We start from the raw sequence: 25282 nt of genomic DNA, 5'->3' as shown, positions 1-25282 counted from the left end.
CGAAGCGGGCTGCCAGGCGGTGCCGGAGGCCCGGCCGCAAGATCGGCGCCCGGGCTGGACACGCGGTATCCGGCCGGGGGTACGACGACAAGGAAGGCGGATCAGCGACGCTTGAGGTGTTCGCGCACGGCGCTCACGGCCGGTCCGACGGCGGCGACGGCGCGCTCGAGTTCTTCGCGCGACACGCCCAGCGCTTCGGTCCAGTGGCGCACTTCCCATTCCTCGTGCACGTTGATGCGGCTGCGGTCCTGGGCGCCGGCTTTTTGCAGATTGTCAGACATGGTGTCCTCCTATTGACGAGTTTGAAACAAATATGCCATCCGGAGAAGGATGCGTCCGTTAAGCATTTCACCTTGCTCGGCATTTCTTTTTTTGCAGCCGGACAGCAAGAAAGTTCCCACGGATCAGCGGCTGAGCTTGAGACAGCGCAGGAAATCGTTCGAACCCGGCCCGGCTGTTTCTAAGCGGACTCAACAGTCAGCAATTCGTCAGGCACGGCTTCCATGATGGGCAGGTCAACACGCACCGTTTCGGTGCATTTCGGCAATCCATCCGGAGGCACGACATGAAGACCTGCAAGTACATCCAGCCCACCCGACCGCTCGTCCGCAGCATCCTGGCTGCCGCCATCGGCGCGGCCCTGCTCGGCGCCTGCCAGTGGCAGGGCGGCGTCGACCAGCTCAACGACCTGCGTGGCCCGACGCGCGTCTTCACCGTCGAGCTGCGCGAAGGCACCAACATGGCCGCCGCTCCCTCGCCCGACGGCAAACGCATCGTGTTCTCCGCCCAGGGGGCCTTGTGGATCATGCCGTCCGCCGGCGGGCGCGCCGTGCGCATTACCGACTACCGCCTCGAGCCGACAGCGCCGGTGTGGTCGCCCGACGGACGCAGCATCGCCTTCCAGAACTATGCGCCGGAAGGAAACTTCCATATCTGGACGATCCGCCCCGATGGCAGCGGCGCGCGCGAACGACGAGCGGACCCTTTGACGACCGCGAACCGGCCTGGCTGCCCGACGGCAGCGGCCTGGTGTTTTCGTCCGACCGCGGCATGGATGGCCAGTACAAGATCTGGCGCCTGGACCTGGGCGGGGCGCCGACCCAGGTGACGACCGGACCCGGGGCCGAGAGCAACCCGGTCGTGTCGCCCGACGGCACGACCCTGGCCTATGTCGACGGTACGAACGTCATGACGGCGCCGCTCGCAGGCGGCGCGCCGGCCGTCGTGGCACCCGGCACGGCGCCGGCCTGGCTGCCCGACGGCAGCGCACTGGTCTACCAGAACGCGGCGCGCCAGCTGGTCGTCGGTACCACGCAGGTAACGAACGACGAGGACATCTTTCCCTTCCCGGTGCGCTTCCAGGCCGACGGGCGCTTCCTCTACACGGCCGACGGCAAGATCCGCACCCGCGCGACCGCGGGCGGGGACCTGCGCGACATCGGCTTCACGGCCGAGCTGAAGCTACGCCGCCCGACCTTGCCAGGAAGAAAGACCGCCAGTTCGACAACTTCAGGACGCGGCCGGTGCGCGGGATCAGCGCCCCGGTCCTGTCGCCGGATGGGCGCAGCATCGCCTTCGTCGCCCTGAACGACGTCTGGACCATGCGCATCGGCGAGGATCCCGTGCGGCTCACGAACGACCCGGACCGCGACGCCAACCCGCAATGGACGAGTGACGGCAGCGCCGTGTACTTTTCCTCCGAGCGCGGCAATGCGGGGCAGCTGGCCATCGACCAGGTGACGCTCGCGACTGGCGCGCGCACCCGGCTGGCGGCGATTCCCGGGCGTTCGCTGGTCACACCCAAGCTGTCGCCGGACGGCACGCGCATCGCCTACACCAGCCTGTCGGGCCAGCTCGAGATCTGGAACCGCGCGACGGGCACATCGGAAGTCATCATCGCCTCGAACAGCACCCAGGTCAGCACGCCGCAATGGACGCCCGACGGCCAGCGCATCCTCCTGGTCGACAACGAGCGCATCAACAACCGCTTCCGCGAGGGCTATAACAAGCTGCGCGTGATCGACCTGGCCACCCGCACGGCGGTCTTCTACCCGGTCGCCGCGGCACCGCGCCAGATCTCCGAGCGCGACGAAGGCGCGCGGCGGCGCTTGCGCCGGACGGCAGCAAGGTCGCCTTCATCATGGATTCGCGCCTGCACGTGATGCCCCTCGGTCCGGACGGCGCCCCCACCGGCCCGGCGCGGCAGGTCACGGACGACCCGGCCGACCTGCCGGCCTGGGGCGGCGACTCCCAGACCATCCTCTACAAGTCGGCCGAGCGCGTGCGCACCGTGCGCGCCGACGGCAGCGGCACGCGCGATGTACCGGTCGAGCTGAGCTGGCGCCAGGCCGTGCCCGAAGGCCGCACCCTGATCCATGCCGGCGCGCTGTGGGACGGCGTCGGCACGGCGCTGCGGCGCGACGTGGATATCGTGGTCGAGGGCAACCGGATCGTTTCGGTGGCACCGCATGCGGACCACGGCAGCGCGACGCGCGTCGTCGACGCGGGCGGCCTGACCGTCATGCCGGGCCTGGTCGAAACCCACCTGCACCCGCTGACCCTGTACCAGGGCGGCCAGTTCGGCCAGATCGCCCAGCTGATGCTGTCCTACGGCATCACGACCGCGCAGTCGGTGGCCGGCCCGCTGCACCAGAGCGTGGAAATGCGCGAGGCCCTGGAAGCGGGCAACCTGATCGGGCCGCGCCTCTTCATCTCGCCGCCGCTGTGGGAAGGCAACCGCCTGTTCTACAGCTTTGCCCGCACCCTGCGCACGCCCCAGATCGCCCAGATCGAGATCGACAAGGCCAAGCGCATGGACGCGGACTTCCTGAAGAGCTATGTGCGCGCGCCGATTCCGATCATGGAACGCATCGCCCAGGGCGCGCTCGACCTCGGCGTGCCGAGCGGGACCCACATGGTGCAGCCGGGCGCGGCCACCGGCCTTGCCGGCACCACCCACCTGTCGGCCACCCAGCGCATGGGCTATGGCTGGTCGAAGTCGTTCGCGCGTGCGATCACCTACAGGATGCGGCCGATGTCTACGGCAAGGGCAACTTCCACCTGATCGATACGCTGTTCTCCGCCAGCGCCCTGGCAGGGCTCGACCCCGGCATCGTGACGGACCCGCGCTTCATCCCGGTGCCGCCGAATTTCGTCACCGGACTGCAAACGGCGCAGCCGCCGACCGCCACCCAACTGGCCGCCATCGTCAACGACGCCACCCAGCAGGCAAAGGTCAAGGCGGCGGGCGCGCTGGTGGCCAACGGCACCGATTCGCCGCTGGTGGTGCCGGGCATTTCGCTGCACCTGAACATGCGCGGCGCGGCCCCGGTGCAGGGCAACCTGGCGGCGCTGTATTCGGTGACGCGCGACGCGGCGCGCATGGCCTTCGTCGACAAGGACCTCGGCACGGTCGAGAAGGGCAAGCTGGCCGACCTGATCGCCGTGCGCGGCGACCCCTTGACGGACTTGCGCGCCGCCGCCGATGTGCGCCTGGTGATCAAGAACGGGCGCGTCTTCACCCAGGACGAGATCCTGGCGCCGGCGCGCACCCCGGCGCAGATGGCCGCGCGGCGCCTGGCACTGGAGGCCCGGAAAGGCTGTGCCGCGAGCAGCCGGCGCATTGCGCGGAGGAGGGCGGCCATGCGCATTGAATGGCGGCGCTGGTGCGCATTGAGATAGCGCAATAAGGTGCTGGCTCCTCGACGGTGTTTCAGGTAGGCTTGACCTATTGGCACTATTGAGGAGCTAGCAATGACCTACGAAACCGCCCAGCCCGAACGCAGCGCCGTCGACGCGCTGCCGGGCCTCGTCGCCCTCGACTTCGGTACCAACTGGTGCGGCTATTGCCGCGCCGGCGAGCCGCTGATCGCGCGTGCGCTGAAGGACTTTCCCGCCGCCCGGCACCTGAAGGTGGAGGACGGCCCTGGCCGCCCGCTGGGACGCTCGTTCCGCATCAAGCTCTGGCCCACGGTGGTGGTGCTCAAGGACGGCGTCGAGGTGGCGCGCGTCACCCGCCCAGACGATGCCGAGGAAGTGCGCGCGGCCCTGGCGCAGGCCGCCAACGATGAAGGGACTGGAGCATGACGGTTTCCAAAGGCAGCAATCCGAACAGCGCCCGCACCGTCCTCTTCGCGAGCCTGATCGGCACCACCATCGAATTCTTCGACTTCTACATCTACGCCACGGCTGCCGTGCTGGTGTTTCCGAAGCTGTTCTTCCCGGCCGCCGACCCGGCCGCCGCCACCCTGCAGTCCTTCGCCACCTTTGCGATTGCCTTCTTTGCCCGTCCGATCGGCTCGGCCCTGTTCGGCCACTTCGGCGACCGCATCGGCCGCAAGGCGACGCTCGTCGCCGCACTCCTGACCATGGGGATCTCGACCATCGTCATCGGCCTGCTGCCGACCTATGAAACCCTGGGTACGATGGCGGCATTGTTGCTGGCGCTGTGCCGCTTCGGCCAGGGCCTGGGCCTGGGCGGCGAGTGGGGCGGCGCCGTGCTGCTGGCCACCGAGAACGCACCGCCGGGCAAGCGCGCCTGGTACGGCATGTTCCCGCAGCTGGGCGCGCCGATCGGCTTCTTCCTCTCGGGCGGCGTGTTCCTGCTGCTGACGCAGACGCTGTCGGACGATCAGTTCTTCGCCCGGGGCTGGCGCGTGCCTTTCCTGGCCAGCGCGTTGCTGGTGGGCGTGGGTCTGTACGTACGCTTGAAAATCACCGAGACGCCGGACTTCCAGGCCGTCATCGCGCGCAACGAGCGCGTGCGCGTGCCGGTGGTGGCGGTGCTGCGCCAGCATGGCCGCGCGCTGGTCCTCGGCACCCTCATGGCGACCTCCACCTTTGTCGTGTTCTACCTGATGACGGTGTTCGCGCTCAGCTGGGGCACGACCGCGCTCGGCTACTCGCGTACGCAGTTCCTGCTGATGCAGCTGGGTTCCGTGATCTTCTTCGGCCTCCTGATCCCGCCTTCGGCGCTGATCGCCGACCGCTACGGCCGCCGCGCGGCGATGATCGGGGTGACGGTGGCGATCATCCTGTTCGGCCTCGCCTATGGCCCGCTGTTCGGTTCCGGCAGCATCGTGCTGGTGGGGCTGTTCATGGTGCTCGGCCTGAGCCTGACCGGGCTCACCTACGGCCCGCTCGGCACGCTGCTGGCCGAACTGTTCCCACCGGAAGTGCGCTACACGGGTTCGTCGCTCACCTTCAACCTCGCCGGCATCCTCGGCGCCTCGCTGGCGCCGTATGTCGCGACCTCGCTGGCGACGAAGTATGGCCTGAACTACGTGGGCTACTACCTGTCGGCGGCTTGTCTGCTGAGCCTGATCGCCCTGATGCTGATGCGCCGCGCGCCGTCACGCCCGGAGGCGGCGCGCGCCTCGGCCTGAGCTGGTACGGCCAGGCGCTCAGAGATCGGGAAGGACGCCGTCGTCGTCCTTCTTGCTCGACCGCACCGCAGGCAGGCGGTCGACCTTGATCAGGCCCTCGGCGGCGGCGTGCGAGGCGGCAAACACGCTGTCGGGCGCCAGTACCAGCTGGGTGCCGGTCGTGCTGACTTCGTCGATGAGGCGGTCGAGTGCCTCGATGCGCGCCGGATCCGGGTTGACGTTGCGGATGTAGATCATCCGCACCGATTCCGGGTGGCGGCGCACGACTTCGGCGTAGATCTCGGGGTCCTGCTCGCCGCTGTCGCCGATCAGCACGAACTGCATGTCCGGATAGAAGCTCAGGATCAGCTCGATCTTGTCGAGCTTGTGGCTGCCGTGCTGGGTGAGCTTCAGGACGTCGCGCACGTTCAGCTCGCGCAGCAGCAGCGGGCCCACCGGGATGCCCTGCAGGCGCAGGAAGTCGAGTAGCGGACCGTACAGGTGCCAGGGGCTGCTCGAGACGTAGAACAGTGGATTGCCATCGCTTCCCGACACGCCGCCGTGCAAGGCCCGATAGAAGGCGGCCACCCCTTTGAAGGGTTTGCGCGTGTGCGCATTCGAACGCGCCAGCATCAGTGCCATGTTCAGCTTGTTGGTGACATTGGTCCAGAGCACGGTGTCGTCGATGTCGCTGATGATGCCGTAGCGCGCGCCGGCCTGCGGCACCATCACCTCGGCGCTGGCGGCCACCGGACTGCCGTCCGGGTGGCGCTCGTCCGGCAGGTCCAGTTCCACCGTGTGGATGCCGCCCGCGAGCGGCGCCGGCAAACGCAGGTCGAAGGAAAAATAGCCGCCGGCGTCCGTCACGGTTTCCCGGGTCTGCCCGCCGAGATGGACCAGCACCCGTGCGTTCGCCACCTCGTCGGCCTCCAGGCGCCGGTAGAGGGCGACCAGGTTGCTCCAGCCGCTGTCGCTGTCCGTCTGTTCGCGGAAGCTGTGCTCGTCCAGCACCCGTCCCTTGATCCACACCCGCCGGCCGTTGCCGAAGCCGAGGTAGGGCAGCACCATCAGGTTGCGGCCGCTGGCATCGCGCAGGCGGCGCAGGGCCTGGCCGGCGAACATGCGCGCCGAGCGCGCCAGGCGCAGGTAGCGGGGAGGGGTGCTGCGCGCCGTGGATGAGGTGGACGGTGACGCTGCCGCAGCCGGGGAAGGGGGCGCATCAGGCAGCGCGGTGGATGCCGCAGCGGACGGCCGGGCCGATCCCGTGGTGGGCGCCGTACGGGACGCCGTACCGGGCGCCGTACCGGACGCCGTATCGGACGCCGTATCGGAAGATGCCGCGTGTTCGATCCACGCTGCCGGCTCGTCCAATGCCGCCAGCGGCGGCAGGGGCGGCGGCGCCAGGTCCGCGTCGAGTTGCTCGACGCGCGCCCCGGCCGCCTGCAGCGCGGCGATCTCATCGAGGCTGGCCACCCCGGGTTCAGGTAGAGCACGGACCCGGCTGGCGCGAGACGGGACAGCAGGTCGTCGAATCCCTGGCGGGTCAGGATCACGAAAGGCGGGCGGTGGGCCATGAGCGGAGCATCGGGAGTTGTCGGGGTGACCAGTATCGCCCAGCGGCCAAATCGTCAACGCACGCCAGCGCGGGGAGGGCCGGGCCGCCGGGTGCGCACACTCTGGACGCTAGCGCACAGGCCGTTCCGTCAAAAACGGGCATACTGTCGGCATTCCTTGTCAAATTTCCAACACGAAACTGCCTCAGAGGATGTACCCGACCATGCACCTGGCCCTGTTTGCGACCCTGGTAGCCCTGATCCTGATCGCCACCCTGGTGCCCTTTTCGCGCGCCACCCAGTGGTGGATCCGCGACCTCGATTTCCCGCGCCTGCAGATCACGATCGTCGCGCTGGTCGTGCTGGCGGCGCAGCTGCTGGTCGACGACCTCGCCGACCCAGTCTCGCAAGGCCTGATCGCGGTGAATGCGCTCTGCCTGGGCTACCAGGCCTGGTGGATCATTCCCTACACGCGCATCTACCCGCGCGAAGTGAAGGCGGCGCTGGGCGTGAGCGAAGCCGAACGGATCCGCATCCTGACGGCCAACGTGCTCACCCCCAACCGCAATACCGACGGCCTGATCGCCCTCATCCGCGAACACCAGCCGGACGTGTTCGTCACCCTCGAGACCGACGCCTGGTGGCAGGAGCGGCTCGACGTGCTGGAAACCGATTACCCGCATGCGCTGAAATGCCCGCTCGACAACCTGTATGGCATGCACGTGTATTCGCGTCTGCCGCTCGAGGACGCGGCGATCCAGTTCCTGGTCGAGGACGACATTCCCTCGATGCATGCGCTGGCGATCCTGCCGAGCGGACGCAAGGTGCGCATGCATTTCCTGCATCCGGCACCGCCCAGCCCGACCGAGCACGACGAGTCGACCGAGCGCGATGCCGAACTGCTGGTGGTGGCCAAGAGCGTGGCCGAGGTCGACACGCCGGTGATCGTCGCCGGCGACCTGAACGACGTGGCCTGGTCGACCACGACGCGGCTGTTCCGCAAGATCAGCGGCCTGCTCGACCCGCGCATCGGCCGCGGCATGTTCAATACCTTCCACGCCGACCACTGGTTCCTGCGCTGGCCGCTCGACCACCTGTTCCACAGCCGGCATTTCACGCTCTCCTTCATTCGCCGCCTCCCGCACTTCGGTTCCGATCACTTCCCGGTGCTGGTGGAACTGGCCTACGACCGGGTGCGCGGCGCTGCGCAGGAAGGACTGGCGGCGGACGAGGACGACCTGGCGCTGGCCGAGCAGAAGATCGCGGCCGAGCCGGTCGAGGTGGACGATGTGCACGAACCGCAGGCCTGACGCGTTAACGGAATCCGCGGAATCGGCGGATTCGTGCGCCTAACTGTAAAGACAGTTTATTGGCAAGAAGAAAAAATCTATCGTTGTGAAACAACCAGCTCTTCAAGCGCTTACGTCAGACTCTTGAGAAACTACTTTAAGTTGGTAACGGCTGGTGTTACCATATTACAATGTCAAGACGGAGGACGGAGATGACGGAATTCGACAAGAACGATGTGCGCAGGGACCGCGTGATGGCGGCCCGTGTCGACGCCGGGTTGCACATCTGTTCCGAGCACGGACTCCATCCCGCCCTGCAATTTCTGGAACAGGTAGGTGTGCCGCGCCGGGTGGCGCTGCGGGTGTTGTGCTCGCCCGAGCTGTATCGCCAGCGCGAGCGGCGCAAGTCCGCCCGTCCGCCCCACTGACGCCCGGGCTGCCATGCCGCGCGTGTCCTTTGCCGGCACGCGCGACGGCCAGCGGTCCAGCCCGGATTGCCCCCGAATGTTCGCCAGGATGGTGTCGGCCCGGACGCCAGGCCGCCTTCAGCCGCGCCGGTAGGTCGGCGGTGGCGTCGGATGGCGCCGTTCATCGGGTTTGGTCAGCACGCGCCGCGCCACGTCGAAGGGGACGCCCATGCCCGCCAGCGCACGCGCCGGCTCCGGCCGGTGGATGACGGCGTCGATCAGCAGGGCCGTCTTGTAGTCGTTTCGTCGCTCCATGGCGCCATTCTCGCATGCGGGGCCACGGGCCCGGCACGCGCCTGGCGCCATACCACTCAGAACGAATACACCAGCGTGAGCGAGGTCTGGGTATCGGTGTTCTTCTTTTCCGCCGGCACGTTCGTGTCATTGCGGGCGCTGAAGGCGGCCTTCATCTGCATGGTGTCGTTGATCTTGGTCGAGAGGGCCGATTCCGCGATCGAGTGCACGTTCGAGGTACCGCGCTCGACGCTCACCGTCTGCACGAAGGCGGCCGCCTCGCTCACCTGCCAGCGGAAACGCGCGGCGCCACGCACGGTCATGCCGTTCTCGATCTCGCCGTTTTCGCGCTCGCCGCTGAAATAGCCCGGACCGATCTCGACGTCGAGCGCCTTGGTGTCGGTATTGTAGAGCTGGGAACCATGTCCGACGGCAAACGAGGTGTAGCGGGTATAGGCGCCGAAGCGGTCGTTCACGTGCGAGCCGAGGACGAAGGCGCGGCTGCCTTCGTTCATCAGCTTGTAGGCGGCCTTGGCCGACAGGGCCCAGCGCTGGGCCGAGCGCTGTCGCTCGCGCTCGCCCTCGTCGTCGGTGATCTCGTCTTCCTTGAAAAAGCCCGAGACGATGTACTCGTTGCTCCAGTCGGCGGTCTCGTGGCGGGCATCGATCTTGCCGCTGACCGAGGTGCCGGTGGTATTGCCGGAGGTGCTGATCGCGCCCAGTTCGGCCGAGGTGAACCAGCTGCCTTCGGGGATCGTGTCGGGCCGGGTCACGACCAGGGCGCTGTGGATGGTACCGATCTGCGGCAATTCGTCGGCGGCGCCGCCGGAAGCGAAAGCGGTGCCGTGCGCGAGGCCGAACAGGGCCAGCGCGAGGGAAGAGAATGATTTCATAAGCAATCTGTGCGGCTGCGGCCGCGCCGGCTGATGCTGCCGCCGGCTGGCCTGTCGTTCGAGGAAGGAGCGCCGGTGCACGCGTTCGGCGGCAGTGGGGCTCGGGCCAGATTGTATCCCAGAAGCAGCACGGGTGCGCCTCTGGCGCCGGGATAAATCGGCGCACGGGGCGTTCACCCCGCAATTTCTCCCAAGTGCGGCGTGGAAACGACTCAGCCGTTCAGCAAGCCGGCCGTGTTCTTGCCAGAGCGACTTCGCTCTCAGGTACCGATGTGGACGATCTTGAAAACAAACAGGGCGGCGATCACCCACACCACCGGCTTGACCTCGCGCGCGCGGCCGGTGGTGAGCTTCAGTGCGGCGTAGGTGATGAAGCCGAAGGCGATGCCTTCGGCGATCGAGTAGGTGAAGGGGATGACCAGGGCCGTGATCGCGGCCGGGATGCTCTCGGTGGTGTCGCCCCATTCGATGTCGCCCAGGTCGCGCAGCATCAGGCAGGCGACGAATAGCAGCGCCGGCGCGGTGGCGTAGGCCGGCACCACGCCCGCCAGCGGGGCGATGAAGAGGCATGCCAGGAACAGCACGGCCACGGCAAGGGCAGTCAGGCCCGTGCGCCCGCCGGCCTGCACCCCGGCTGCGCTTTCGATGTAGGCGGTGGTGCTCGAGGTACCGAGCGCGGCACCGGCGACGATGGCGCCGGAGTCGGCCAGCAGGGCGCGGTTCAGGCGCTCCATCTTGCCCTCCACCAGCAGCCCGGCGCGGCTGGCCACGCCCATGAGGGTGCCGGTGGCGTCGAACAGTTCGACGAGGAAGAATACCAGCACCACGTTGAGGATGCCGACCGACAGCGCGCCCGGAATGTCCAGTTTGAACAGCGTCGGCGCGATCGACGGGGGCGCGGAAAACACGCCATGGAAGGTGTTCCCGCCGAAGAAGAAGGAGAGCACGGTGACGGCGACGATGCCGATCAGGATGGCGCCGCGCACGCGCAGGCGGTCGAGCGTGACGATCAGCAGGAAACCGGCAATCGCCATGATCGCTTCGGGCTTGTGCAGGTCGCCCGCCTTGACCAGGGTCGGCTCGCTGCCGACCACGATGCCGGCGTTCTTCAGGGCGATGAGGGCCAGGAACATGCCCAGGCCGACGGTAATCGCCGTGCGCAGCGAATGCGGGATGCCGTTGACAATCATGCCGCGCAGGCCCAGCACCGACACCAGGATGAAGAGGCAACCCGAGATGAACACGGCCCCCAGCGCCGCCGGCCAGGCCACGCCCATCCCGAGCACGACGGCATAGGCGAAGTAGGCGTTCAGCCCCATGCCCGGCGCCATCCCGATCGGGTAATTGGCGTACAGGCCCATGACCGCGCTGCCGAGCGCGGCGACCAGGCAGGTGGCGACGAACACGGACTCCTTGGGCATGCCGGCGTCGCCCAGGATCGATGGGTTCACGAAGATGATGTAGGCCATCGTCAGGAAGGTCGTCAGGCCGGCCAGGAGTTCGGTCCGGACGGTGGTGCCGCTGGCGCTGAGTTTGAAATAGTTGTCGAGCATCGGACGGACTTTCGGCAATGGGCAGGTTGGGCGGTGGCGCAGGGCACGGGGCCGGCTGCGCGACCGGCTGGGATGACCGAAGCATAACATCGCGCGCCGCGCATCGTAGCGCCGCTGGGGCAGGGAACAGGGGCCGGCGCCGATTTTGAACGCTGGCGCCGGAATTCTCAGTCTCTTCTTGCTTTACGATGGCAGATTGGTATCATCGATTTTGCTGGCTGTCATGTCGACGGCCGTCTACCTGTGAGCCCGCGATGCAAATCCGTGCCTACCTGTACTTGATGGCCGCAGCAATCCTCGTCCCGGTGATCCTCTTCGCCGGCTTCACACTGCGCCTGCTCGACGACGGCGACAGCGCCCGTGCCCGCGACGGCCTGGCGCGCAAGGCCGAGCGCATCGCGCTGCTGGTGGACGACGAGCTGTCCGACGCCGGCGCGGCGCTGCGCGTGCTGGCCGCGTCGCCTTCGCTGGCGCGCGGCGACCTGGCCGCCTTCCACCGCGAAGCGGGGCTTGCCGTTGGCGGCGCCTCGAGCTGGGCCATGCTGATCGGCCTCGATGGCGAGGAAATCGTCAACACGCTGGCCCCGCTGGGCACGCCCCTGGCGCAAGCGCCGGCTCCCACCTACCTGCAGGACGTCCTGGCAAGTACGCGCCCGACCGTCATCGACGTGGTCCCGGGCCGCGTGGCCGGGCGCCTGATCACGGCCGTCGCCCTGCCTGCCGCATCCGGCGCGCAACGCTACGTCGTCGCGGCCGGCTTCGGCAGCGACCATTTCCGCCGCATGCTGGCGGAGGCCGGCCTGCCGCGCGACTGGCAGATCGACCTGGTCGACCGCGGCGGCAAGCTGATCGCGTCGAGCACGGGCAGCGCTGAGACCATCGGCCAGGATGCCCCGCCGGCGCTGCTGGCCGCCGCTGCCGCGGCCACCGCCGGCGCGGGTGCCCTGCGTTCCGGCGCGCTTGGCCTGCCTATGCGCAGCGGCGCGCGCGCCCTCGCGGGCTTCAGCCGGGCACCGCGCTCGGGCTGGCTGGTGGCCGTCAGCGCGCCGCCTGCGGCGCTGGCTACCGATGTGCCACCGGCACGGCGCGATGCGGCCCTGGCCTTCGTGGCCGCGCTGGCCTGCGCCGCCATCGTTGCCGCCTGGTTCGTGCACAACTACGCTGCCGCCATCGCCACGGTACGCGAAGCCGTCGGCGCGCTGGGCCGCGGCGAGGCCGTGCCCGTGCGGGCCTCGCGCATCGTCGAGATCGACCGCCTGCTGGCCGCGCTGCGCCAGGCGGGCGGCGAACTGCGCCGCGCCCAGACCTCGCGCGAGAGCGCGGGCAACGAGCGCCAGTCCCTGCTCGAGCGCGAACAGCATGCGCGCCACATGGCCGAGGAGGAAAACCGCGCCAAGGACCAGTTCTGGCCATGCTCGGGCACGAACTGCGCAACCCGCTCGCGCCCATCGGCACCGCCGCCCAGCTGCTGAAGATGCCCGACGTCGACGGCCACCGGGCGCGCTATGCCGGCGACGTCATCGGCCGCCAGGTCGAGCACATGAACCGGCTGCTGTCGGACATGCTGGACGTCTCGCGCGTCACGCGCGGGCTGGTGACGCTCAGCCTGGAGGACGTCGACCTGCGCGATGTGGTGGAGCGCGCGGTCGAGCAGACCCGCCCGCTGCTGGAAGAACGCCAGCACCGGCTCGAGCTGCGCCTGCCGCCCAATCCGGTGATGGTGCGGGGCGACCAGACCCGCCTCACCCAGGTCGTGGCCAACCTCCTGACCAATTCGGCCAAGTACACGCCGCCGCACGGGGACATCCAGCTCGACCTGATCAGCGCCGGCATGGAAGCGACGCTGACCGTGGCCGACGACGGCGAAGGCATTACCGCCGAACTGCTGCCGCGCGTGTTCGACCTGTTCTCGCAGGGCGAACGCAAGGCCGACCGCGCCCGGGGCGGGCTCGGCCTCGGGCTGGCCCCCGGTGCGCAGCCTGATCCAGCTGCACGGCGGCAGCGTCGAGGCCAGCAGCCCGGGGCGCGGCGCCGGCAGCATCTTCACCGTCAAGCTGCCGCTCAAGCACGAGCTGGCGGCGCTGGTCACGCCGGGCGCCCCGGCCGGCCGCGCCCAGTGGCAAGATGCCGACGGCGCTGCGCGTGATGCTGGTGGACGACAACATCGACGCCGCCGTCAGCCTGTCGCTGCTGCTCGAAGCCGCCGGCGACCATCTGGTGTCGACCTACTACGACGCCACCAGCGCGCTCGAATGGGCGGCCTTCGAGCGGCCCGACGTCTTCATCCTCGACATCGGCCTGCCCGACATGAACGGCTACGAACTGGCGCGGCGCCTGCGCGCGATGCCGCAGTTCGCCGCCACGCTGCTGATCGCGCTCACGGGCTATGGCCAGCTGGCCGACAAGGTGCGTGCGCGCGAGGCCGGTTTCGACATCCACATCGCCAAGCCGGCCGAACCGGAAGAGATCCTCAACGCCCTGGCGTCGGTGCGGGTGGTCGCCGAAGCCGAGCGCGCGAGCTAGACGCAGGCAAGCACCCGGGGTGCCGGCGGCCTGCCCGCGACGCGCCCGGCGGGCAATTTGCTACCATGGCGGCTCCACCATTCAACGAAGCCTGTCATGCCGAAAAACAAGAAGCCCGTGCCGCGCAAGCCGACGCCAGATAACGAACCCGACAGCGACGCGCTGGCCCAGGCACTGGCCGACCTGGCACTCGAGGTTGCCGAAGGCGAGGAGGGCGATCCCGAAACCGCCGCCGCGCGCGAGGAAGAGCTGCTCGTCGCGGTGCGCAAGGCGCTGCGCAAGAAGCGCGACGAAGTGCTGTATGGCGCCATCGAGCTGGCCCGCTTTACCGACCCGCAGGCCTGCCGCCTGCTGCGCGCTCACGTGGGCGAACAGGCGGCCACGCTGCACATCCGCCGCGAAGGCGAGCCCGAACTGGAAATCGACGCCTTCCTGATCCCTCTGTTCGTGCAGAGCACGGGCGGGCTGGTGGCCCAGGAAAACTTCGTCGACGACGAGGCCTACGAGGCCCTCGCAGCCAGCTTCAAGGCGCATGAGCTCGACAGCCCGCAGGCGAAGGTCGCGCTGGTGCGCCATGCCTACGACCTGGCCGAAATCGACCATGTCAGCTACAGCGGCCTGCAGGAACTGCTGCGCGAGGCGGCCGCGGGCCTGTCGAGCAGGAAGCCGCTCGCCGCGCCGCTGCTGGAAGCGAGCATTCGTGGCTGGACCGGCGAACCGGTCGCGCCCGACGAAACGGCGATGGAGCTGCGCTTCCTGCTGGGCTTTTCGCTCAAGAAGGGCGGCGATCCATTTTATGCGGTGCCGAAGGACGAGATCGGCGCCGACGTCTACTTTGCCGACCGCATGCGCCGCTACCGCGCCTGGACCGAACGCGTCGCGCCCCTGGTCAGGCGCTCGCTGGCGGCCGATCCCGAGCGGCTGGGCGTGGACTTCCTCTACCAGGACCTGTTCTTTGGTGCCAAGGAGCAGGGGGTGTCCGAGCTGACGATGCTGGGCACTCTATCCGAAATCAACACCTTGCTGAACGCCAAGGAGCTCGCCGCCGACCGCGTGCGCGCCGTGGTGGCGCCCCAGGATGCCGGCGACCATATCGCGCTGCGTGTGAACCTGTATGCGCTCGACGGCGGACCGCCCTGGGGCGGCGTCGTCAAGGCGACCGACCTGGCGGCCGACCTTGGCGCCGAAGTGGACGAACTCTGCGACGCCCTCGGCACCCTCGGCATTGACGACGTCTACACGGCCGACGGCTTCGACGAGCACGGCCACGCGGAGGGCGCCCAGCCCTATCCGCCAGGCTGAGCCTGCTACCGCAGTGCAGCAAAAATGCTGCCGCCATCCCTGGCGGCGGCGCGCTCGTCCGCCATGCGCACTGCGCAAAGCTGGTTCCAGGCCCACGGTCCTGGTAACACCGGGCAGCTCCCCCACGGCGGGCAAAAACCCTCGGAAGCCGCGCCGGCAGTGCCTCGCACGCGCGCGCACGCTTGGGCATGCCTCCTGTATAGATCAGTTTTCGTAGTGGATTTTCCTGTCTCGATGTAGGACTGAACTGACGAGAGTGGCGGTGCAGCACCAAGCTCTCCTATGGAGGCTGGCGGCGCTCAGCGGAAAAATCCGTTCTCGACATTAATCTTGCCTTGCATAAATGAAAATAATATAAAAATTGCATGTTACGATTGCGGGGTCCGGCTGGAAGAAGGCTGCGTGAAGAGACAAGCGCGACAGTCGCCAGACCCGGGACCCAAGATCAACTAAAGCGCCACAAAGGCGAAAGGAAATCAACATGCCGACCCTGATCGTGTTTTGCCATCTGCGCTGGGATTTCGTATTTCAGCGTCCCCAGCACCTGATGACGCGCCTGGCGGAACACTACAATATTCTCTTCGTCGAGGAACCCGTCTACGAAGAAGGTCAGGCACACCTGAAGAAAACGGCCGTCGCGCCGAACATCACGGTGTGCCGTCCGCATACCGCGATCCATGCACCTGGCTTCCATGACGACCAGCTGCCGGCCCTGCAAGCGCTGCTGGCCGACCTGGTGCCCGAGGGCGAGCGCCCCGTGGTCTGGTTCTACACCCCGATGGCCCTGCCGCTGCTGCAAGGCCTCGACCCGGCACTCGTCGTCTATGACTGCATGGACGAACTGGCCGCCTTCAAGAATCCGCCGAAGCAGCTGCTGCAGCGCGAATCGGCCCTGCTCGGTATCGCCGACCTGGTCTTCACCGGCGGCCCGAGCCTGTACGAAGCGAAGAAAGACCGCCACGCCAACGCCCATTGCTTCTCGAGCAGCGTCGACGCCAAACACTTCCGCCAGGCCCTCGACAGCGCCATTTCGCACCCTGAGCAGCAGAACATCGCCGGTCCGCGCCTGGGCTTCTACGGCGTCATCGACGAGCGCTTCGACACCGAACTGGTGCGCCGCATGGCCGAAGCCCATCCCGAGTGGCAGATCGTGCTGGTCGGCCCGGTCGTGAAGATCGACCCGGCCGAGCTGCCGCGCGCATCGAATGTCCACTACATGGGCCAGCGCAACTACGACGAGCTGCCGAAATTCCTGGCCGGCTGGGATGTCTGCCTGCTGCCGTTCGCCATGAACGACTCGACCAAGTTCATCAGCCCGACCAAGGTGCTGGAATACATGGCTGCCGAGAAGCTCAGCGTCTCCACGCCCATCACCGACGTCAAGGTGCCTTACGGCGACGTGGTGGCCATCGCTTCGACGCCGGAAGAGTTCATCGCCGCCTGCGAGAAGATGCTGGCCGCCAGCGAATCGGAAAAGGCAGCCCTGGTCGAGCGCATGCGCGACGTCGTCGCCAACACCTCGTGGGACAAGACCGCGGGCCGCATGCACGAACTGATCAGCACCACGCCGCCGTCGAACAAGGCGCGTCCAGCGACGACGACCGTCGACACCGAGATCGACGCCGCCGTCGGCGCCGCCGCCCGCGCGCAGGTGCTGCCGGTCCAGGCTGCCTGATCACACGCGGCAACAAGCCCGCCAGGGCGCTTCCTGCGCCCCGAATCCAGCCCGCCCGGCTTGCGCCCGGCGGGCTTTTTTGCGGGCGTGTGCCGTCGATAGATGGTCGGTGGCACGATCCTCGCCCGTGCCAGCACCGGCCCTGGCGGTCGACACATGGCTGGCGGAACCGCCCAGTCCATGGCGGCGAGCGGCAAAGCCGTCCGGATTACCCCCGGTAGGAAGCGGCCGGCGAGGGCGCATACGTCCGCGCCGGCATGGCGGCATCGCCCTCGGTATCGGCCAGGCGCACGATCGACAGCGGGTGCGCGAAGCGGATGCGCTCGCGTTCGAAGCGGCGGTAGATCTCGAGCAGGATGGCCTGCTGGGTGTCCATGTGGGCGATGTAGTCCGGGCTCTGGAAGTGGTACACCACCTCGAAGTCGAGCGACCATTCGCCGTAGTTGAAGAAGTGCGCGCGCTCGAAGGCGACGCTGCCCTGGGACTCGACCACCTCGCGGATCATGACCGGCACGCGCGCCAGCTGGCTCTCGCTGGCACCATAGGCGACGCGCAGGATGAAGGCGACGCGGCGCGATTCCATGCGTTTATGGTTGTGGATGCGGCTTTTCAGCAGGTCGCCGTTCGAGAAGATCACCTGTTCGCCGCCCAGGCCGCGCAGGCGCGTGGTCTTCAGGCCGATGTGCTCGACCGAGCCGAGCACGTCGCCGACGATGATGAAGTCGCCGATCTCGAAGGGCTTGTCGAGCATGATCGACAGCGAGGCGAAGAGGTCGCCGAGGATATTCTGCACGGCCAGTGCCACCGCGATGCCGCCGATGCCGAGGCTGGCCACCAGCGCGGTGATATTGAAACCGAAATTATCCAGGACCATCAGGAAGGCGACGACCCACAGGGTCAGGCGCAGCAGGAAGCAGACGATGGTGCGCGAGGCCTTGCGCCCGTCGCCGACCCGGGTATGGTCGCGCCAGGCGCGCAGCAGGGTATCGCCCCAGATGGCCAGCTGCAGGATCAGCGCGACAATGGCGGCGTGCGAGCTGACCGTGCGCTGCCTGGCCGTCAGGTCGAGCGCCATGCCGCCCAGGTGCGCCGACAGCGCCAGCATGATGACGATATAGGTCTTGCGCAGCATCTTGGCGACCAGGTCGTCCGCCATGGTCGCGGTACGCGCGGCCCGCTGCTCCATGCGGTGCAGGATGAATTGCCGCGTCCAGTGCATCGCGACGGTGGAAGCGAGCGTGATCGCGATGGCGATCGCCCAGTGCTCGAGGTCGTTGTTCATGAAACTGATGTCAAAATCCATTACGGCTCCGTCCAGGCTATGGTCACGCGATCCGCTAGTGTGCGGTGCCCGGCCTGGCGAGCGCGCACAATTGACATTCATAAGGGGTAGGCATACATTGCCTTCTTTGCAACCACCCCGCGCCGGTGCGGCGCCCGAGCGACCATCCCTAGATGAATTGCACCGTCCAACCCCGCATCCTGCTCGTGGATGACCAGAGCGCCAACCTGGCGGTGCTGGAAGCGATACTGGCCGGCGTCGGCGCGGTGCTCGTCGCGGTGCGGTCGGGCGAGGCGGCGCTGCGGGAGCTGCTCGAGCATGCGTTCGCCCTGGTCCTGCTGGACGTGCAGATGCCGACACTGGACGGCTTCCAGACGGCCGAACTGATGCGCCAGCATCCGCGTTCGCAAGCCGTGCCGATCATCTTCCTGAGTGCCGGCGACCCCGATGACGCCACGCTCGAGCGCGCCTATGCGCTGGGTGCCGCCGACTACCTGGCCAAGCCCCTGCATGCGGCGGCGCTGCGCGCCAAGGTAGGGGTTTTCGTCGATCTCTACCGCAAGGACGCCGAACTGGCCGCCGCCAGGCAGGGCTTGGCGGATCCGGGAAGACTGCCGGCGCCGCGCGACGAGCGCCTGCACCTGATCCTCGACAACCTGCGCGACTACGCCTTCATCGGCACCGATGCCGAAGGCCGCATCACCGATTGGGAAGCGGGCGCGCAGAGCATCCTCGGCTGGAGCGCGAATGAGGCCATCGGCCAGCCGTCCGACATGATTTTCCTGCCTGAAGACCGCGCCGCCGGCGTGCCGCGCAGCGAGATGGCGCGCGCGCGAGAGACCGGCCGCGCGGAGGACCGGCGCTGGCACCTGCGCCGCGACGGCCGCCGCTTTTTCGCCGACGGGGTGACGATCCCGCTGCGCGACGGCGACACGCTGCGCGGCTATGCAAAAATCGTGCGCGACGCCACGCCGCCGAGCGCGTGGCCACCGACCGCCTCGCCGTCAGCGAAGAGGCGCTGGGCGCCAGTACCGAACGCTTCGCGCTGCTGCTCGAGTCCTCGGGCGAAGGCATCATCGGGCTCGATGCGCAGGCGCGCTGCACCTTCATGAACGCGTCAGGTGCGGCATTGCTCGGCCATGCGCCGGCCGAGATGGTCGGGCGCGACATTGCGGCGCAGCTGTGCGCTTCCGGCGAGGGCGACAGGCTGGCGCAGGCGGTGCGCACCGGCGCCGCGCTGCGCGAAGACGAGGCACGCTTCCTGCGGCGCGACGGCAGCGCGCTGGCGGTGAGGTTTTCGCTGCATCCGATGGCCGACGGCGCGGGCCCTCCCGGCGCCGTACTGACCTTCGCCGACGACAGCGCGCGCCGCCAGGCCGGCGAGGAACGCGAACGCCTGTATGCCGAACTGCGCGCGGCGCACGAGCGCATGCGCGACATCTTCTATCGTGCGCCCGCCTTCATGGCCGTGATGCGCGGCCCGGAACTGGTGTTCGACATCGCCAACGACCGTTTCGCCACCCTGGTCGGACGCCGGCCGCTGCTGGGACGGGCGCTGCGCACGGCGCTGCCGGAAATGGCCGGCCAGGGCTTTGTCGAGTTGCTCGAAGAGGGTCTACCGCAGCGGCGAAGCGCACGAGGGCAGCAATGTGCGCCTGCTGCTCTTGTCCGGCCCGGGCGCGGGCGCATTGCAGACCTACTACGTGGACTTCGTCTACATGGCACTGCGCGAGGCCGACGGCAGCGTGTCGGGAGTGCTGGTGCACGGCGTCGACGTCACCGAGCGCACGCGCGCCAACCTGCTGGCGCTGGGCCAGCGCGGCGCGCTGGAACTGGCGGTCGCGAACGCGCCGCTGGAAGACGTGCTCGACGTGCTGGCGCGCACCGCCGAGGAGTACGCTGGCGGCACCGTGCTGGCCGGGATCCAGTCTGCCGGCGCCGGCGACAGCTTGCGCCACGCCGCCGCTCCCAGCCTGCCTCAGGGGCTGCGCGAGGAGCTCGACGCGCTTGGCATGGCGCCGCTGGGCGCGGCCGGCGGCACCGCGGCCTGGCGCGCCGAAGCGGTCGAGTCGGCCGCGATCGCCACCGATCCGCTGTGGGCGCGCTGCCGCGCCGCCGCGCTGGAAGCCGGCGTCCGCGCCAGCCGCGCGCTGCCCATACTGTCACCCGCAGGTGCCGTGCTGGGCGCCTTTTCCGGTACTACCGCGAGGGTGCCGCCAGGGACGCGCGCGACGACGCGGCCATGGCGCTGCTGGCGAACACGGCGTCCCTCGTGATCGGCCAGCGCCACGAGGCGGCCGGACGCCAGGCGGCCGAGGAGCACTCGCATGCGATCCTCGAGAGCATGAGCGACGGCTTTCTCGCGCTCGACGCGGGCTGGCGCATCGCCTATGCCAACGGCGCGGCCGAGCGCGTGAGCGGCTATGCCCGCGCCGAACTGCTCGGCGCCGTGTTCTGGGACCTGTTCCCGGAATGGATAGGCAGCGAGCATGAGCGCGCCTGCCGCCGCTGCCGCAGCGAGCGCGTGCCGGCCCGGCTCGAGGCCTGGCTGTCGGCCTGGGGGCGCTGGTACGAGATCAACTGCTTTGCCACCCCGGCGGCGGCATCGCCATTTACCTGCGCGACCAGAGCGAGCGGCGCCAGGCCGAGGAGGAAGTGCGGCGCCTGGCCGCCGTGGCCGAGCAGTCTTCGGACTTCATCGGCATCTTCGCCGGCGACGGCAGCGGCGTCTACCTGAACCTGGCGGGGCGCGCCATGGCCGGCCTCGGCCCCGGGGCCGACATCCGCGGCGCGCGCCTGCTCGACTTCGTCGCCGAAAGCTGCCGCGCTTTCGTCCGGGCCGAAGTCTTGCCTTCACTGTCCGGCCCGCAGGGCAAGTGGGAGGGCGAGCTGCAGTTCGCAGCGCGTGGCAGCGGCGACGGCAGGCCCGTCTACTTCAAGGGCTTCGCCGTCCACGGCGCCGATGGCAGCCATCTGGGCCTGGCGACGATCACGCGCGACATCACCGAACAGAAGCGCGCCGAGGACGAACTGCGCCGCATCGCCTCCGACCTGTCCGAGGCCGACCACCGCAAGAGCGAGTTTCTGGCGACGCTGGCGCACGAATTGCGCAACCCGCTGGCGCCGATCCGCACGGGTCTCGACCTGATGCGCATGGCGCCGGGCGACCCGGCCACGGCGGCGCGCGTGCACGAGATGATGGACCGCCAGTTGGGCCACCTGATCCACCTGGTGGATGATTTGCTCGACATCGCCCGCATCACGCGCGGGCGCATCGAGCTGAAAAAGGAGCCGGTCGACCTGCGCCAGGCCGTGCACATGGCGGTCGAGACGAGCACGGCGCTGATCCAGGCAGGCGGCCATGTGCTGGCGGTGGAACTGCCGAGCGAACCGCTGCCGCTCGACGCCGACCTGACCCGGCTGGTGCAGATCCTGTCGAACCTGCTCAACAACGCGGCCAAGTACACGCCCGGCGGCGGGCGCATCCGGCTGGCGGCCTGGCGCGAGGATGAAGCGGCAGTGGTGGCCGTGACCGACAGCGGGATCGGCATCGCGCCGGACGCCATCGGCTCGGTGTTCGACATGTTCACCCAGGTGCGCAGCAGCCTGGACCGGGCCCGTGGCGGGCTCGGGATCGGGCTCTCGCTGGTGCGCCGGCTGGTGGAGCTGCACGGCGGGCGGGTGCAGGCCTATAGTGCCGGACGCGGGCGCGGCAGCTTTCACGGTGCGCCTGCCGCTGCGGCGCGAAGGCGGCGCACCGGGCAGCTCGGGCGAGGCGGTACCCCAGGCGGCGGCACTGATGCGCCCTTTGCGGGTGCTGGTCGTGGACGACAACCTCGACGCTGCCGAGAGCCTGGTCGCCTTGCTCGGCGCGCTGGGGCACCAGACGCGGATGGCCAACGACGGGGTGGCGGGACTGGCGGCGGCGCGCGACGTCAAGCCCGACCTCGCCCTGCTCGACATCGGCCTGCCCGGGATGAACGGCCACGAACTGGCGCGCGCGATCCGCGCCAGCGACGACTTCAAAGGCACCGTGCTCGTCGCCCTGACCGGCTGGGGTGCGGCAAGCGACATGAACCTGTCGCAGCAAGCGGGATTCGACCAGCACCTGACCAAGCCGGTGAGCATGGAGGCACTGGAACAGGCGCTGGCTACGGCGATCGAGGGGAGGGCGCGCGCGCCGCGCATGGGCGGTCACGCCAAACCAACACCGACAAAGGACATGAATGCGGACACCAACGACAAGATCGAATGACGCAGCCGGCCGGGGCGTAGCCGGCGCCGGATGCGGGGGCGGGGCCGCATGAGCAAGCACACCATTTCCTGCGGCACCCTGGTGTGCGATACCCGCGGCCGCCTGTTGCTCTGCCACGTGACGGGTACCGCCGCCTGGGACATCCCGAAGGGGATGCAGGACCCCGGCGAGACACCGTTGGCGTCGGCCATGCGCGAATTGCGCGAGGAGACCGGCGTCGTCTTCGATGCGAACCGCTTCCAGGACCTCGGCGAGTTCGACTACCGCCGCGACAAGCGGCTGCACCTGTTCCGGGTCGAAGCCGGCGAGGAGCTGGGCGACCTGTCGCAGCTCGTCTGTACCAGCTTTTTCCCGCACCACGCCACCGGCTTGCCGACCCCGGAGATGGACGCATTCCGCTGGGCCGCGCGCGATGAACTGAGCCAGTTGTGCTGGCCGCGCATGGGCGCCTTGCTGCTCACGCTGGACTGGTGAGGCCGCGCGATCCCTGTCGGATTGTTTCAACAAGTCAGGATTTGCGGCGGCGTTTTCGCGCCGCCCCCGGTTTTTCGCAGTAACATGGCTGTGCGCCGCGGCGCCATGCCACAGGAAATACGCGAAGGAGAACGAGGATGAGCATTGCAACACCCGCTGCCGACCAGTACGACGTGTCCGCCATCATGGGCGGCCTGTACGGCGACGGCATCATTGCCTGCAAGGGCGCATTCGAGCGCGCCTGGGTCGAGCGCCTGGGGGCCGATATCGCCACGCTGTTCGACGAAGCGAAGCGTCAGCCGGGCGGCGTCCTGGAACGCGGACCCAGCCGCTACTACGTGGAAGTGCACCCCGAGCGCATCTCGGGCTTTGCCGACATCATCGCCCATCCCTGGGTGGTGGCGGTGTGCCGCGCCGTGCTCGGCCCCGATTACCGCGTGGTCGAAGCCGGCTTCGACGTGCCCGGCCCGGGCGCGCTGCACCAGCCCCGGCACCGCGATTTCCCCGCACCGGAAGCGACCCTGGTCGGCCGCCGCCTGAACTCCCTCGCCTTCAACATCACCACCGTCGACGTCGAGGAGGACATGGGGCCGTTCGAGATCGCGCCGGGCACCCAATGGGACGACCTGCTTGGGGACGACCCGATGTTCCCGGCCCAGGACAAGTGGGCGCGCTACGACGAGCGCCGCCAGCGCAAGCTGCCGCGCATGGGCGACATTTCCGCGCGCTCGGCCCTCACCATCCACCGCGGCACGGCCAACCGCTCGAACAAGTCGCGCCCGGTGTTCGTGCTCGGCGTCGACGCGCCGGACGCGGGGAACGCCGCCAAGCACGACCTGCAGCTGACCCACGCCTACTACGAGACGCTGGCGCCCGAACTGCGCCGCCACATCACCTGCCGCCTTGTCGAGCGCCTCGAGCCGATCGTGCAGGCCCATACTATCGAGGGACTGCGCATGGGCTTGACGATGTAGCCAGGCAGGGCTCCGAGCGAACCAGACGGGGCGCGCAGGCGTAAAAAAGGGCACCAGCGGTGCCCTTTTCCATTGCGCTGCCCGGTCCGGTGAGTTTCAGGGCGTGCCCTTGTTCTCGTCCTCGGGCTCCGTCTTGACGGTGTCCGGCATCGATTCGGTCACGCTGCCGGGCAGGTCTTCGGGCAGCTGGCCTACCCGGCGGGTGTCGTCGGCCTGCATGTCCAGGTTGACTTCCTCGGCCACCTCGAAGCGGCCATCCTCGGCGCCTTCTTCGCCTGGCAGCAGGTTTTCCGAACGGTTGAATTCGTCGGTCTGGGTCTGCGGTGCCTGTGGCTGGTCGCGCGGGTCGTTTGTCGCCATGCTGTCCTCCGTTCAAGATAATGTCATGACACCATTATCGGCCCTGGCGGCGGGGGCGGGCGCACGCTACCGCCCGTTCTTCTCGCGCGGCAGGTTCTTCTCGAAAATGGCCCACAGGATCAAGCCATAGGCGAGCAGGCGGATCAGGTAGTGCAGGGGCGAATCCTCGCCACCGGCATCGTGCACGGCCGAGTACAGCCGGTGCATGCCTTCGATGAAGAAGGACAGGGCGAAGTACAGGAAGAAGCGGTCGCCGGAATTGCGCCAGAAGCGCAGGAAAAACAGGGCGATGACGAGCGAGCCCATGCAAATCGCGCCGGTGAACAGGTCGGTCATGCTCATTCCTTTTCGTAGATCAGGCCATACAGCAGCAGCGAGATTGCCACCAGCGCACTCACCAGCCGCGCGGGCAGGAAGTCGACGTTCGGGAAAACGATCTTGTCGAGCAGCAGGAACAAATTATTCAAGGTCATCACGGCAAAGCACGAGCCGCTCCAGAACAGCAGGCGGTACCCGGTGCGGCGGTAACTGGCAAAAAGCAGCCAGGCGCAGGCCAGCGAGGTAAGGATGCAAAGAATATAGATGGTTTGCGCCACTTAGGAATCCTTACGCAATTTAAAGGCATCGGCGAATTGCTGCGCCTTGCGGTCGAGGGAAGAGTGGATGAGGATGGTGACTTCGACGAGGTGGCGCGCGTAGAAGTCGGCCAGCGCGTCGATGCGCTCGCGCAGGTCGCTGGTAGCGGGCTGGTACTGGTAGCACCGCTGCGCAGGCTCGGGACAGGGCGCGACCATGCCGGCACGGCACAGGTCCTGCAGCAATGCCTGCGCGCTGCGCTCGCCTACGTAGAGGCGCTGGGCCAGGTTGTCGCCATGCCATTGCTGGGCCGGATTGGCGCGCAGCAGCAGCAGGGCTTCAAGGAAGGGTACGGACGGGATGCTGGTGAGCACGAAACGCCGCAGGTCCTCCGGGAACGGAGCCTTTTCCATTGACGGTATCTATTTCCGGATGGAATGTTATCGAAAGAGCGGCAATTCTAGACGATTCTTTCGGTCAATGCACCCGTCGCTCTCAGCCGTGCGCGG

The 25282-nt window shown here is 68.2% G+C and carries 30 protein-coding genes and 2 pseudogenes; 22 read left to right on the top strand and 10 right to left on the bottom strand.

What is annotated here, in order from left to right; translation table 11 throughout:
* Positions 1-101 precede the first annotated feature (101 nt).
* Positions 102-281 (bottom strand): DUF3606 domain-containing protein, encoded by a 180-nt coding sequence (locus tag G4G28_RS12625; protein ID WP_182988524.1) that lies wholly within the window; start codon positions 279-281, stop codon positions 102-104.
* A gap of 284 nt (positions 282-565) precedes the next feature.
* Between G4G28_RS12625 and G4G28_RS26095 the strand changes: the two genes are divergently transcribed.
* The 7 genes from G4G28_RS26095 to G4G28_RS12590 all read left to right on the top strand — a co-directional run bounded on the left by G4G28_RS26095 (position 566) and on the right by G4G28_RS12590 (position 5384).
* Positions 566-1108: a hypothetical protein gene (locus G4G28_RS26095; protein ID WP_229507607.1), complete on the top strand. Its 543-nt coding sequence runs from the start codon at positions 566-568 to the stop codon at positions 1106-1108.
* Entirely contained in the window at positions 1030-1587 is a 558-nt protein-coding gene (locus G4G28_RS12615; RefSeq protein WP_229507606.1) for a hypothetical protein, read from the top strand. Before G4G28_RS26095 ends, G4G28_RS12615 begins: the two co-directional genes overlap by 79 nt.
* Complete coding sequence (locus G4G28_RS12610) at positions 1524-2162, top strand: LpqB family beta-propeller domain-containing protein (RefSeq protein WP_183107405.1); 639 nt, start codon at positions 1524-1526, stop codon at positions 2160-2162. The genes G4G28_RS12615 and G4G28_RS12610 overlap by 64 nt, the downstream gene beginning before the upstream one ends.
* A complete protein-coding gene (locus tag G4G28_RS12605; protein WP_183107404.1) occupies positions 2141-3064 on the top strand; it encodes a hypothetical protein in 924 nt (307 codons plus the stop codon). Before G4G28_RS12610 ends, G4G28_RS12605 begins: the two co-directional genes overlap by 22 nt.
* A gap of 50 nt (positions 3065-3114) precedes the next feature.
* Positions 3115-3681 carry an amidohydrolase family protein gene (locus tag G4G28_RS12600; protein ID WP_183107403.1) on the top strand — a complete coding sequence of 189 codons (567 nt, stop codon included), beginning with the start codon at positions 3115-3117 and terminating at the stop codon, positions 3679-3681.
* 72 nt (positions 3682-3753) lie between these two features.
* A complete protein-coding gene (locus G4G28_RS12595; RefSeq protein WP_182988521.1) occupies positions 3754-4086 on the top strand; it encodes a thioredoxin family protein in 333 nt (110 codons plus the stop codon).
* On the top strand, positions 4083-5384 hold the full coding sequence (locus G4G28_RS12590) for an MFS transporter (protein WP_182988520.1): 1302 nt from the start codon (positions 4083-4085) through the stop codon (positions 5382-5384). Before G4G28_RS12595 ends, G4G28_RS12590 begins: the two co-directional genes overlap by 4 nt.
* Positions 5385-5402: 18 nt before the next feature.
* Here G4G28_RS12590 and G4G28_RS12585 read toward each other — a convergent pair whose 3' ends face one another.
* A complete protein-coding gene (locus G4G28_RS12585; RefSeq protein ID WP_183107402.1) occupies positions 5403-6836 on the bottom strand; it encodes an App1 family protein in 1434 nt (477 codons plus the stop codon).
* Positions 6837-7128: 292 nt separating this feature from the next.
* On the opposite strand from G4G28_RS12585, the gene G4G28_RS12580 reads away from it, so the two are divergent.
* Both G4G28_RS12580 and G4G28_RS12575 read left to right on the top strand, forming a co-directional pair.
* Entirely contained in the window at positions 7129-8226 is a 1098-nt protein-coding gene (locus tag G4G28_RS12580; RefSeq protein ID WP_229507605.1) for an endonuclease/exonuclease/phosphatase family protein, read from the top strand.
* Positions 8227-8417: 191 nt separating this feature from the next.
* Positions 8418-8633: a hypothetical protein gene (locus G4G28_RS12575; RefSeq protein WP_182988516.1), complete on the top strand. Its 216-nt coding sequence runs from the start codon at positions 8418-8420 to the stop codon at positions 8631-8633.
* 117 nt (positions 8634-8750) lie between these two features.
* On the opposite strand, the gene G4G28_RS12570 is transcribed toward G4G28_RS12575, so the two are convergent.
* From G4G28_RS12570 to G4G28_RS12560, 3 genes are all read right to left on the bottom strand, one after another.
* Positions 8751-8927 (bottom strand): hypothetical protein, encoded by a 177-nt coding sequence (locus G4G28_RS12570; RefSeq protein ID WP_183107401.1) that lies wholly within the window; start codon positions 8925-8927, stop codon positions 8751-8753.
* 56 nt (positions 8928-8983) lie between these two features.
* Positions 8984-9799, bottom strand: coding sequence for a YdiY family protein (locus tag G4G28_RS12565; RefSeq protein ID WP_182988515.1), 816 nt, complete (start codon positions 9797-9799; stop codon positions 8984-8986).
* Between the two features lie 260 nt (positions 9800-10059).
* Positions 10060-11352, bottom strand: coding sequence for an NCS2 family permease (locus G4G28_RS12560; RefSeq protein WP_183107400.1), 1293 nt, complete (start codon positions 11350-11352; stop codon positions 10060-10062).
* Positions 11353-11606: 254 nt separating this feature from the next.
* Here G4G28_RS12560 and G4G28_RS12555 point away from each other — a divergent pair, with 254 nt between their 5' ends.
* From G4G28_RS12555 to G4G28_RS12535, 5 genes are all read left to right on the top strand, one after another.
* On the top strand, positions 11607-12824 hold the full coding sequence (locus tag G4G28_RS12555; protein ID WP_183107399.1) for a cache domain-containing protein: 1218 nt from the start codon (positions 11607-11609) through the stop codon (positions 12822-12824).
* A complete protein-coding gene (locus G4G28_RS12550; RefSeq protein WP_183107398.1) occupies positions 12764-13498 on the top strand; it encodes a sensor histidine kinase KdpD in 735 nt (244 codons plus the stop codon). Before G4G28_RS12555 ends, G4G28_RS12550 begins: the two co-directional genes overlap by 61 nt.
* On the top strand, positions 13477-13875 hold the full coding sequence (locus G4G28_RS12545) for a response regulator (protein ID WP_183107397.1): 399 nt from the start codon (positions 13477-13479) through the stop codon (positions 13873-13875). Before G4G28_RS12550 ends, G4G28_RS12545 begins: the two co-directional genes overlap by 22 nt.
* A gap of 96 nt (positions 13876-13971) precedes the next feature.
* The gene (locus tag G4G28_RS12540; RefSeq protein WP_183107396.1) at positions 13972-15177 is read left to right on the top strand and encodes a hypothetical protein; all 1206 of its coding nucleotides are present in this window, start codon (positions 13972-13974) and stop codon (positions 15175-15177) included.
* Positions 15178-15658: 481 nt separating this feature from the next.
* Positions 15659-16852, top strand: a complete 1194-nt coding sequence (locus tag G4G28_RS12535) for a glycosyltransferase family 1 protein (protein WP_182988510.1) — start codon at positions 15659-15661, stop codon at positions 16850-16852.
* 208 nt (positions 16853-17060) lie between these two features.
* On the opposite strand, the gene G4G28_RS12530 is transcribed toward G4G28_RS12535, so the two are convergent.
* Entirely contained in the window at positions 17061-18155 is a 1095-nt protein-coding gene (locus G4G28_RS12530) for a mechanosensitive ion channel family protein (protein ID WP_182988509.1), read from the bottom strand.
* 152 nt (positions 18156-18307) lie between these two features.
* Here G4G28_RS12530 and G4G28_RS12525 point away from each other — a divergent pair, with 152 nt between their 5' ends.
* From G4G28_RS12525 to G4G28_RS12500, 8 genes and pseudogenes are all read left to right on the top strand, one after another.
* On the top strand, positions 18308-19246 hold the full coding sequence (locus G4G28_RS12525; protein WP_210283258.1) for a response regulator: 939 nt from the start codon (positions 18308-18310) through the stop codon (positions 19244-19246).
* Positions 19153-19461 (top strand): annotated as a pseudogene (locus G4G28_RS29135) (PAS domain S-box protein); the annotation flags it as partial. The gene G4G28_RS12525 and the pseudogene G4G28_RS29135, both read left to right, overlap by 94 nt.
* A 322-nt stretch (positions 19462-19783) precedes the next feature.
* Positions 19784-20410, top strand: coding sequence for a hypothetical protein (locus G4G28_RS26090; protein WP_229507604.1), 627 nt, complete (start codon positions 19784-19786; stop codon positions 20408-20410).
* Positions 20377-20871 (top strand): PAS domain S-box protein, encoded by a 495-nt coding sequence (locus tag G4G28_RS26085; protein WP_229507603.1) that lies wholly within the window; start codon positions 20377-20379, stop codon positions 20869-20871. Before G4G28_RS26090 ends, G4G28_RS26085 begins: the two co-directional genes overlap by 34 nt.
* Positions 20790-21785 (top strand): annotated as a pseudogene (locus G4G28_RS29130) (ATP-binding protein); the annotation flags it as partial. The gene G4G28_RS26085 and the pseudogene G4G28_RS29130, both read left to right, overlap by 82 nt.
* A 148-nt stretch (positions 21786-21933) precedes the next feature.
* The gene (locus G4G28_RS29125) at positions 21934-22389 is read left to right on the top strand and encodes a response regulator (protein WP_182988505.1); all 456 of its coding nucleotides are present in this window, start codon (positions 21934-21936) and stop codon (positions 22387-22389) included.
* A gap of 48 nt (positions 22390-22437) precedes the next feature.
* Positions 22438-22863 (top strand): NUDIX hydrolase, encoded by a 426-nt coding sequence (locus G4G28_RS12505; protein ID WP_182988504.1) that lies wholly within the window; start codon positions 22438-22440, stop codon positions 22861-22863.
* A gap of 137 nt (positions 22864-23000) precedes the next feature.
* Positions 23001-23837 carry a phytanoyl-CoA dioxygenase family protein gene (locus G4G28_RS12500; protein ID WP_182988503.1) on the top strand — a complete coding sequence of 279 codons (837 nt, stop codon included), beginning with the start codon at positions 23001-23003 and terminating at the stop codon, positions 23835-23837.
* A gap of 96 nt (positions 23838-23933) precedes the next feature.
* On the opposite strand, the gene G4G28_RS12495 is transcribed toward G4G28_RS12500, so the two are convergent.
* The 4 genes from G4G28_RS12495 to G4G28_RS12480 all read right to left on the bottom strand — a co-directional run bounded on the left by G4G28_RS12495 (position 23934) and on the right by G4G28_RS12480 (position 25186).
* Positions 23934-24197 (bottom strand): hypothetical protein, encoded by a 264-nt coding sequence (locus tag G4G28_RS12495; protein WP_182988502.1) that lies wholly within the window; start codon positions 24195-24197, stop codon positions 23934-23936.
* Between the two features lie 66 nt (positions 24198-24263).
* A complete protein-coding gene (locus tag G4G28_RS12490) occupies positions 24264-24533 on the bottom strand; it encodes a DUF5985 family protein (protein WP_182988501.1) in 270 nt (89 codons plus the stop codon).
* A gap of 2 nt (positions 24534-24535) precedes the next feature.
* A complete protein-coding gene (locus tag G4G28_RS12485; RefSeq protein ID WP_182988500.1) occupies positions 24536-24793 on the bottom strand; it encodes a DUF5985 family protein in 258 nt (85 codons plus the stop codon).
* Positions 24794-25186: a hypothetical protein gene (locus tag G4G28_RS12480; protein WP_182988499.1), complete on the bottom strand. Its 393-nt coding sequence runs from the start codon at positions 25184-25186 to the stop codon at positions 24794-24796. It abuts the gene before it with no gap.
* Between the last annotated feature and the right edge of the window lie 96 nt (positions 25187-25282).

It is taken from the genome of Massilia sp. Dwa41.01b, assembly GCF_014171775.1.
GTDB lineage: Bacteria > Pseudomonadota > Gammaproteobacteria > Burkholderiales > Burkholderiaceae_D > Telluria.
This window is presented reverse-complemented; position numbering and strand designations above follow the sequence as displayed.

Excerpts from the sequence above, each read along its gene's own strand:
- G4G28_RS29125 (WP_182988505.1), top strand. The coding sequence starts at position 21,934 with ATGCGCCCTTTGCGGGTGCTGGTCGTGGACGACAACCTCGACGCTGCC.
- G4G28_RS12480 (WP_182988499.1), bottom strand. The coding sequence starts at position 25,186 with ATGGAAAAGGCTCCGTTCCCGGAGGACCTGCGGCGTTTCGTGCTCACC.
- G4G28_RS26085 (WP_229507603.1), top strand. The coding sequence starts at position 20,377 with ATGGCGCTGCTGGCGAACACGGCGTCCCTCGTGATCGGCCAGCGCCAC.
- G4G28_RS12490 (WP_182988501.1), bottom strand. The coding sequence starts at position 24,533 with ATGACCGACCTGTTCACCGGCGCGATTTGCATGGGCTCGCTCGTCATC.
- G4G28_RS26095 (WP_229507607.1), top strand. The coding sequence starts at position 566 with ATGAAGACCTGCAAGTACATCCAGCCCACCCGACCGCTCGTCCGCAGC.
- G4G28_RS12550 (WP_183107398.1), top strand. The coding sequence starts at position 12,764 with ATGCTCGGGCACGAACTGCGCAACCCGCTCGCGCCCATCGGCACCGCC.
- G4G28_RS12540 (WP_183107396.1), top strand. The coding sequence starts at position 13,972 with ATGCCGAAAAACAAGAAGCCCGTGCCGCGCAAGCCGACGCCAGATAAC.
- G4G28_RS12570 (WP_183107401.1), bottom strand. The coding sequence starts at position 8,927 with ATGGAGCGACGAAACGACTACAAGACGGCCCTGCTGATCGACGCCGTC.
- G4G28_RS12505 (WP_182988504.1), top strand. The coding sequence starts at position 22,438 with ATGAGCAAGCACACCATTTCCTGCGGCACCCTGGTGTGCGATACCCGC.
- G4G28_RS12545 (WP_183107397.1), top strand. The coding sequence starts at position 13,477 with ATGCCGACGGCGCTGCGCGTGATGCTGGTGGACGACAACATCGACGCC.
- G4G28_RS12580 (WP_229507605.1), top strand. The coding sequence starts at position 7,129 with ATGTACCCGACCATGCACCTGGCCCTGTTTGCGACCCTGGTAGCCCTG.
- G4G28_RS12495 (WP_182988502.1), bottom strand. The coding sequence starts at position 24,197 with ATGGCGACAAACGACCCGCGCGACCAGCCACAGGCACCGCAGACCCAG.
- G4G28_RS12575 (WP_182988516.1), top strand. The coding sequence starts at position 8,418 with ATGACGGAATTCGACAAGAACGATGTGCGCAGGGACCGCGTGATGGCG.
- G4G28_RS12530 (WP_182988509.1), bottom strand. The coding sequence starts at position 18,155 with ATGGATTTTGACATCAGTTTCATGAACAACGACCTCGAGCACTGGGCG.
- G4G28_RS12590 (WP_182988520.1), top strand. The coding sequence starts at position 4,083 with ATGACGGTTTCCAAAGGCAGCAATCCGAACAGCGCCCGCACCGTCCTC.
- G4G28_RS12595 (WP_182988521.1), top strand. The coding sequence starts at position 3,754 with ATGACCTACGAAACCGCCCAGCCCGAACGCAGCGCCGTCGACGCGCTG.
- G4G28_RS12525 (WP_210283258.1), top strand. The coding sequence starts at position 18,308 with ATGAATTGCACCGTCCAACCCCGCATCCTGCTCGTGGATGACCAGAGC.
- G4G28_RS12560 (WP_183107400.1), bottom strand. The coding sequence starts at position 11,352 with ATGCTCGACAACTATTTCAAACTCAGCGCCAGCGGCACCACCGTCCGG.
- G4G28_RS12535 (WP_182988510.1), top strand. The coding sequence starts at position 15,659 with ATGCCGACCCTGATCGTGTTTTGCCATCTGCGCTGGGATTTCGTATTT.
- G4G28_RS12555 (WP_183107399.1), top strand. The coding sequence starts at position 11,607 with ATGCAAATCCGTGCCTACCTGTACTTGATGGCCGCAGCAATCCTCGTC.
- G4G28_RS12565 (WP_182988515.1), bottom strand. The coding sequence starts at position 9,799 with ATGAAATCATTCTCTTCCCTCGCGCTGGCCCTGTTCGGCCTCGCGCAC.
- G4G28_RS12500 (WP_182988503.1), top strand. The coding sequence starts at position 23,001 with ATGAGCATTGCAACACCCGCTGCCGACCAGTACGACGTGTCCGCCATC.
- G4G28_RS12605 (WP_183107404.1), top strand. The coding sequence starts at position 2,141 with ATGGATTCGCGCCTGCACGTGATGCCCCTCGGTCCGGACGGCGCCCCC.
- G4G28_RS12625 (WP_182988524.1), bottom strand. The coding sequence starts at position 281 with ATGTCTGACAATCTGCAAAAAGCCGGCGCCCAGGACCGCAGCCGCATC.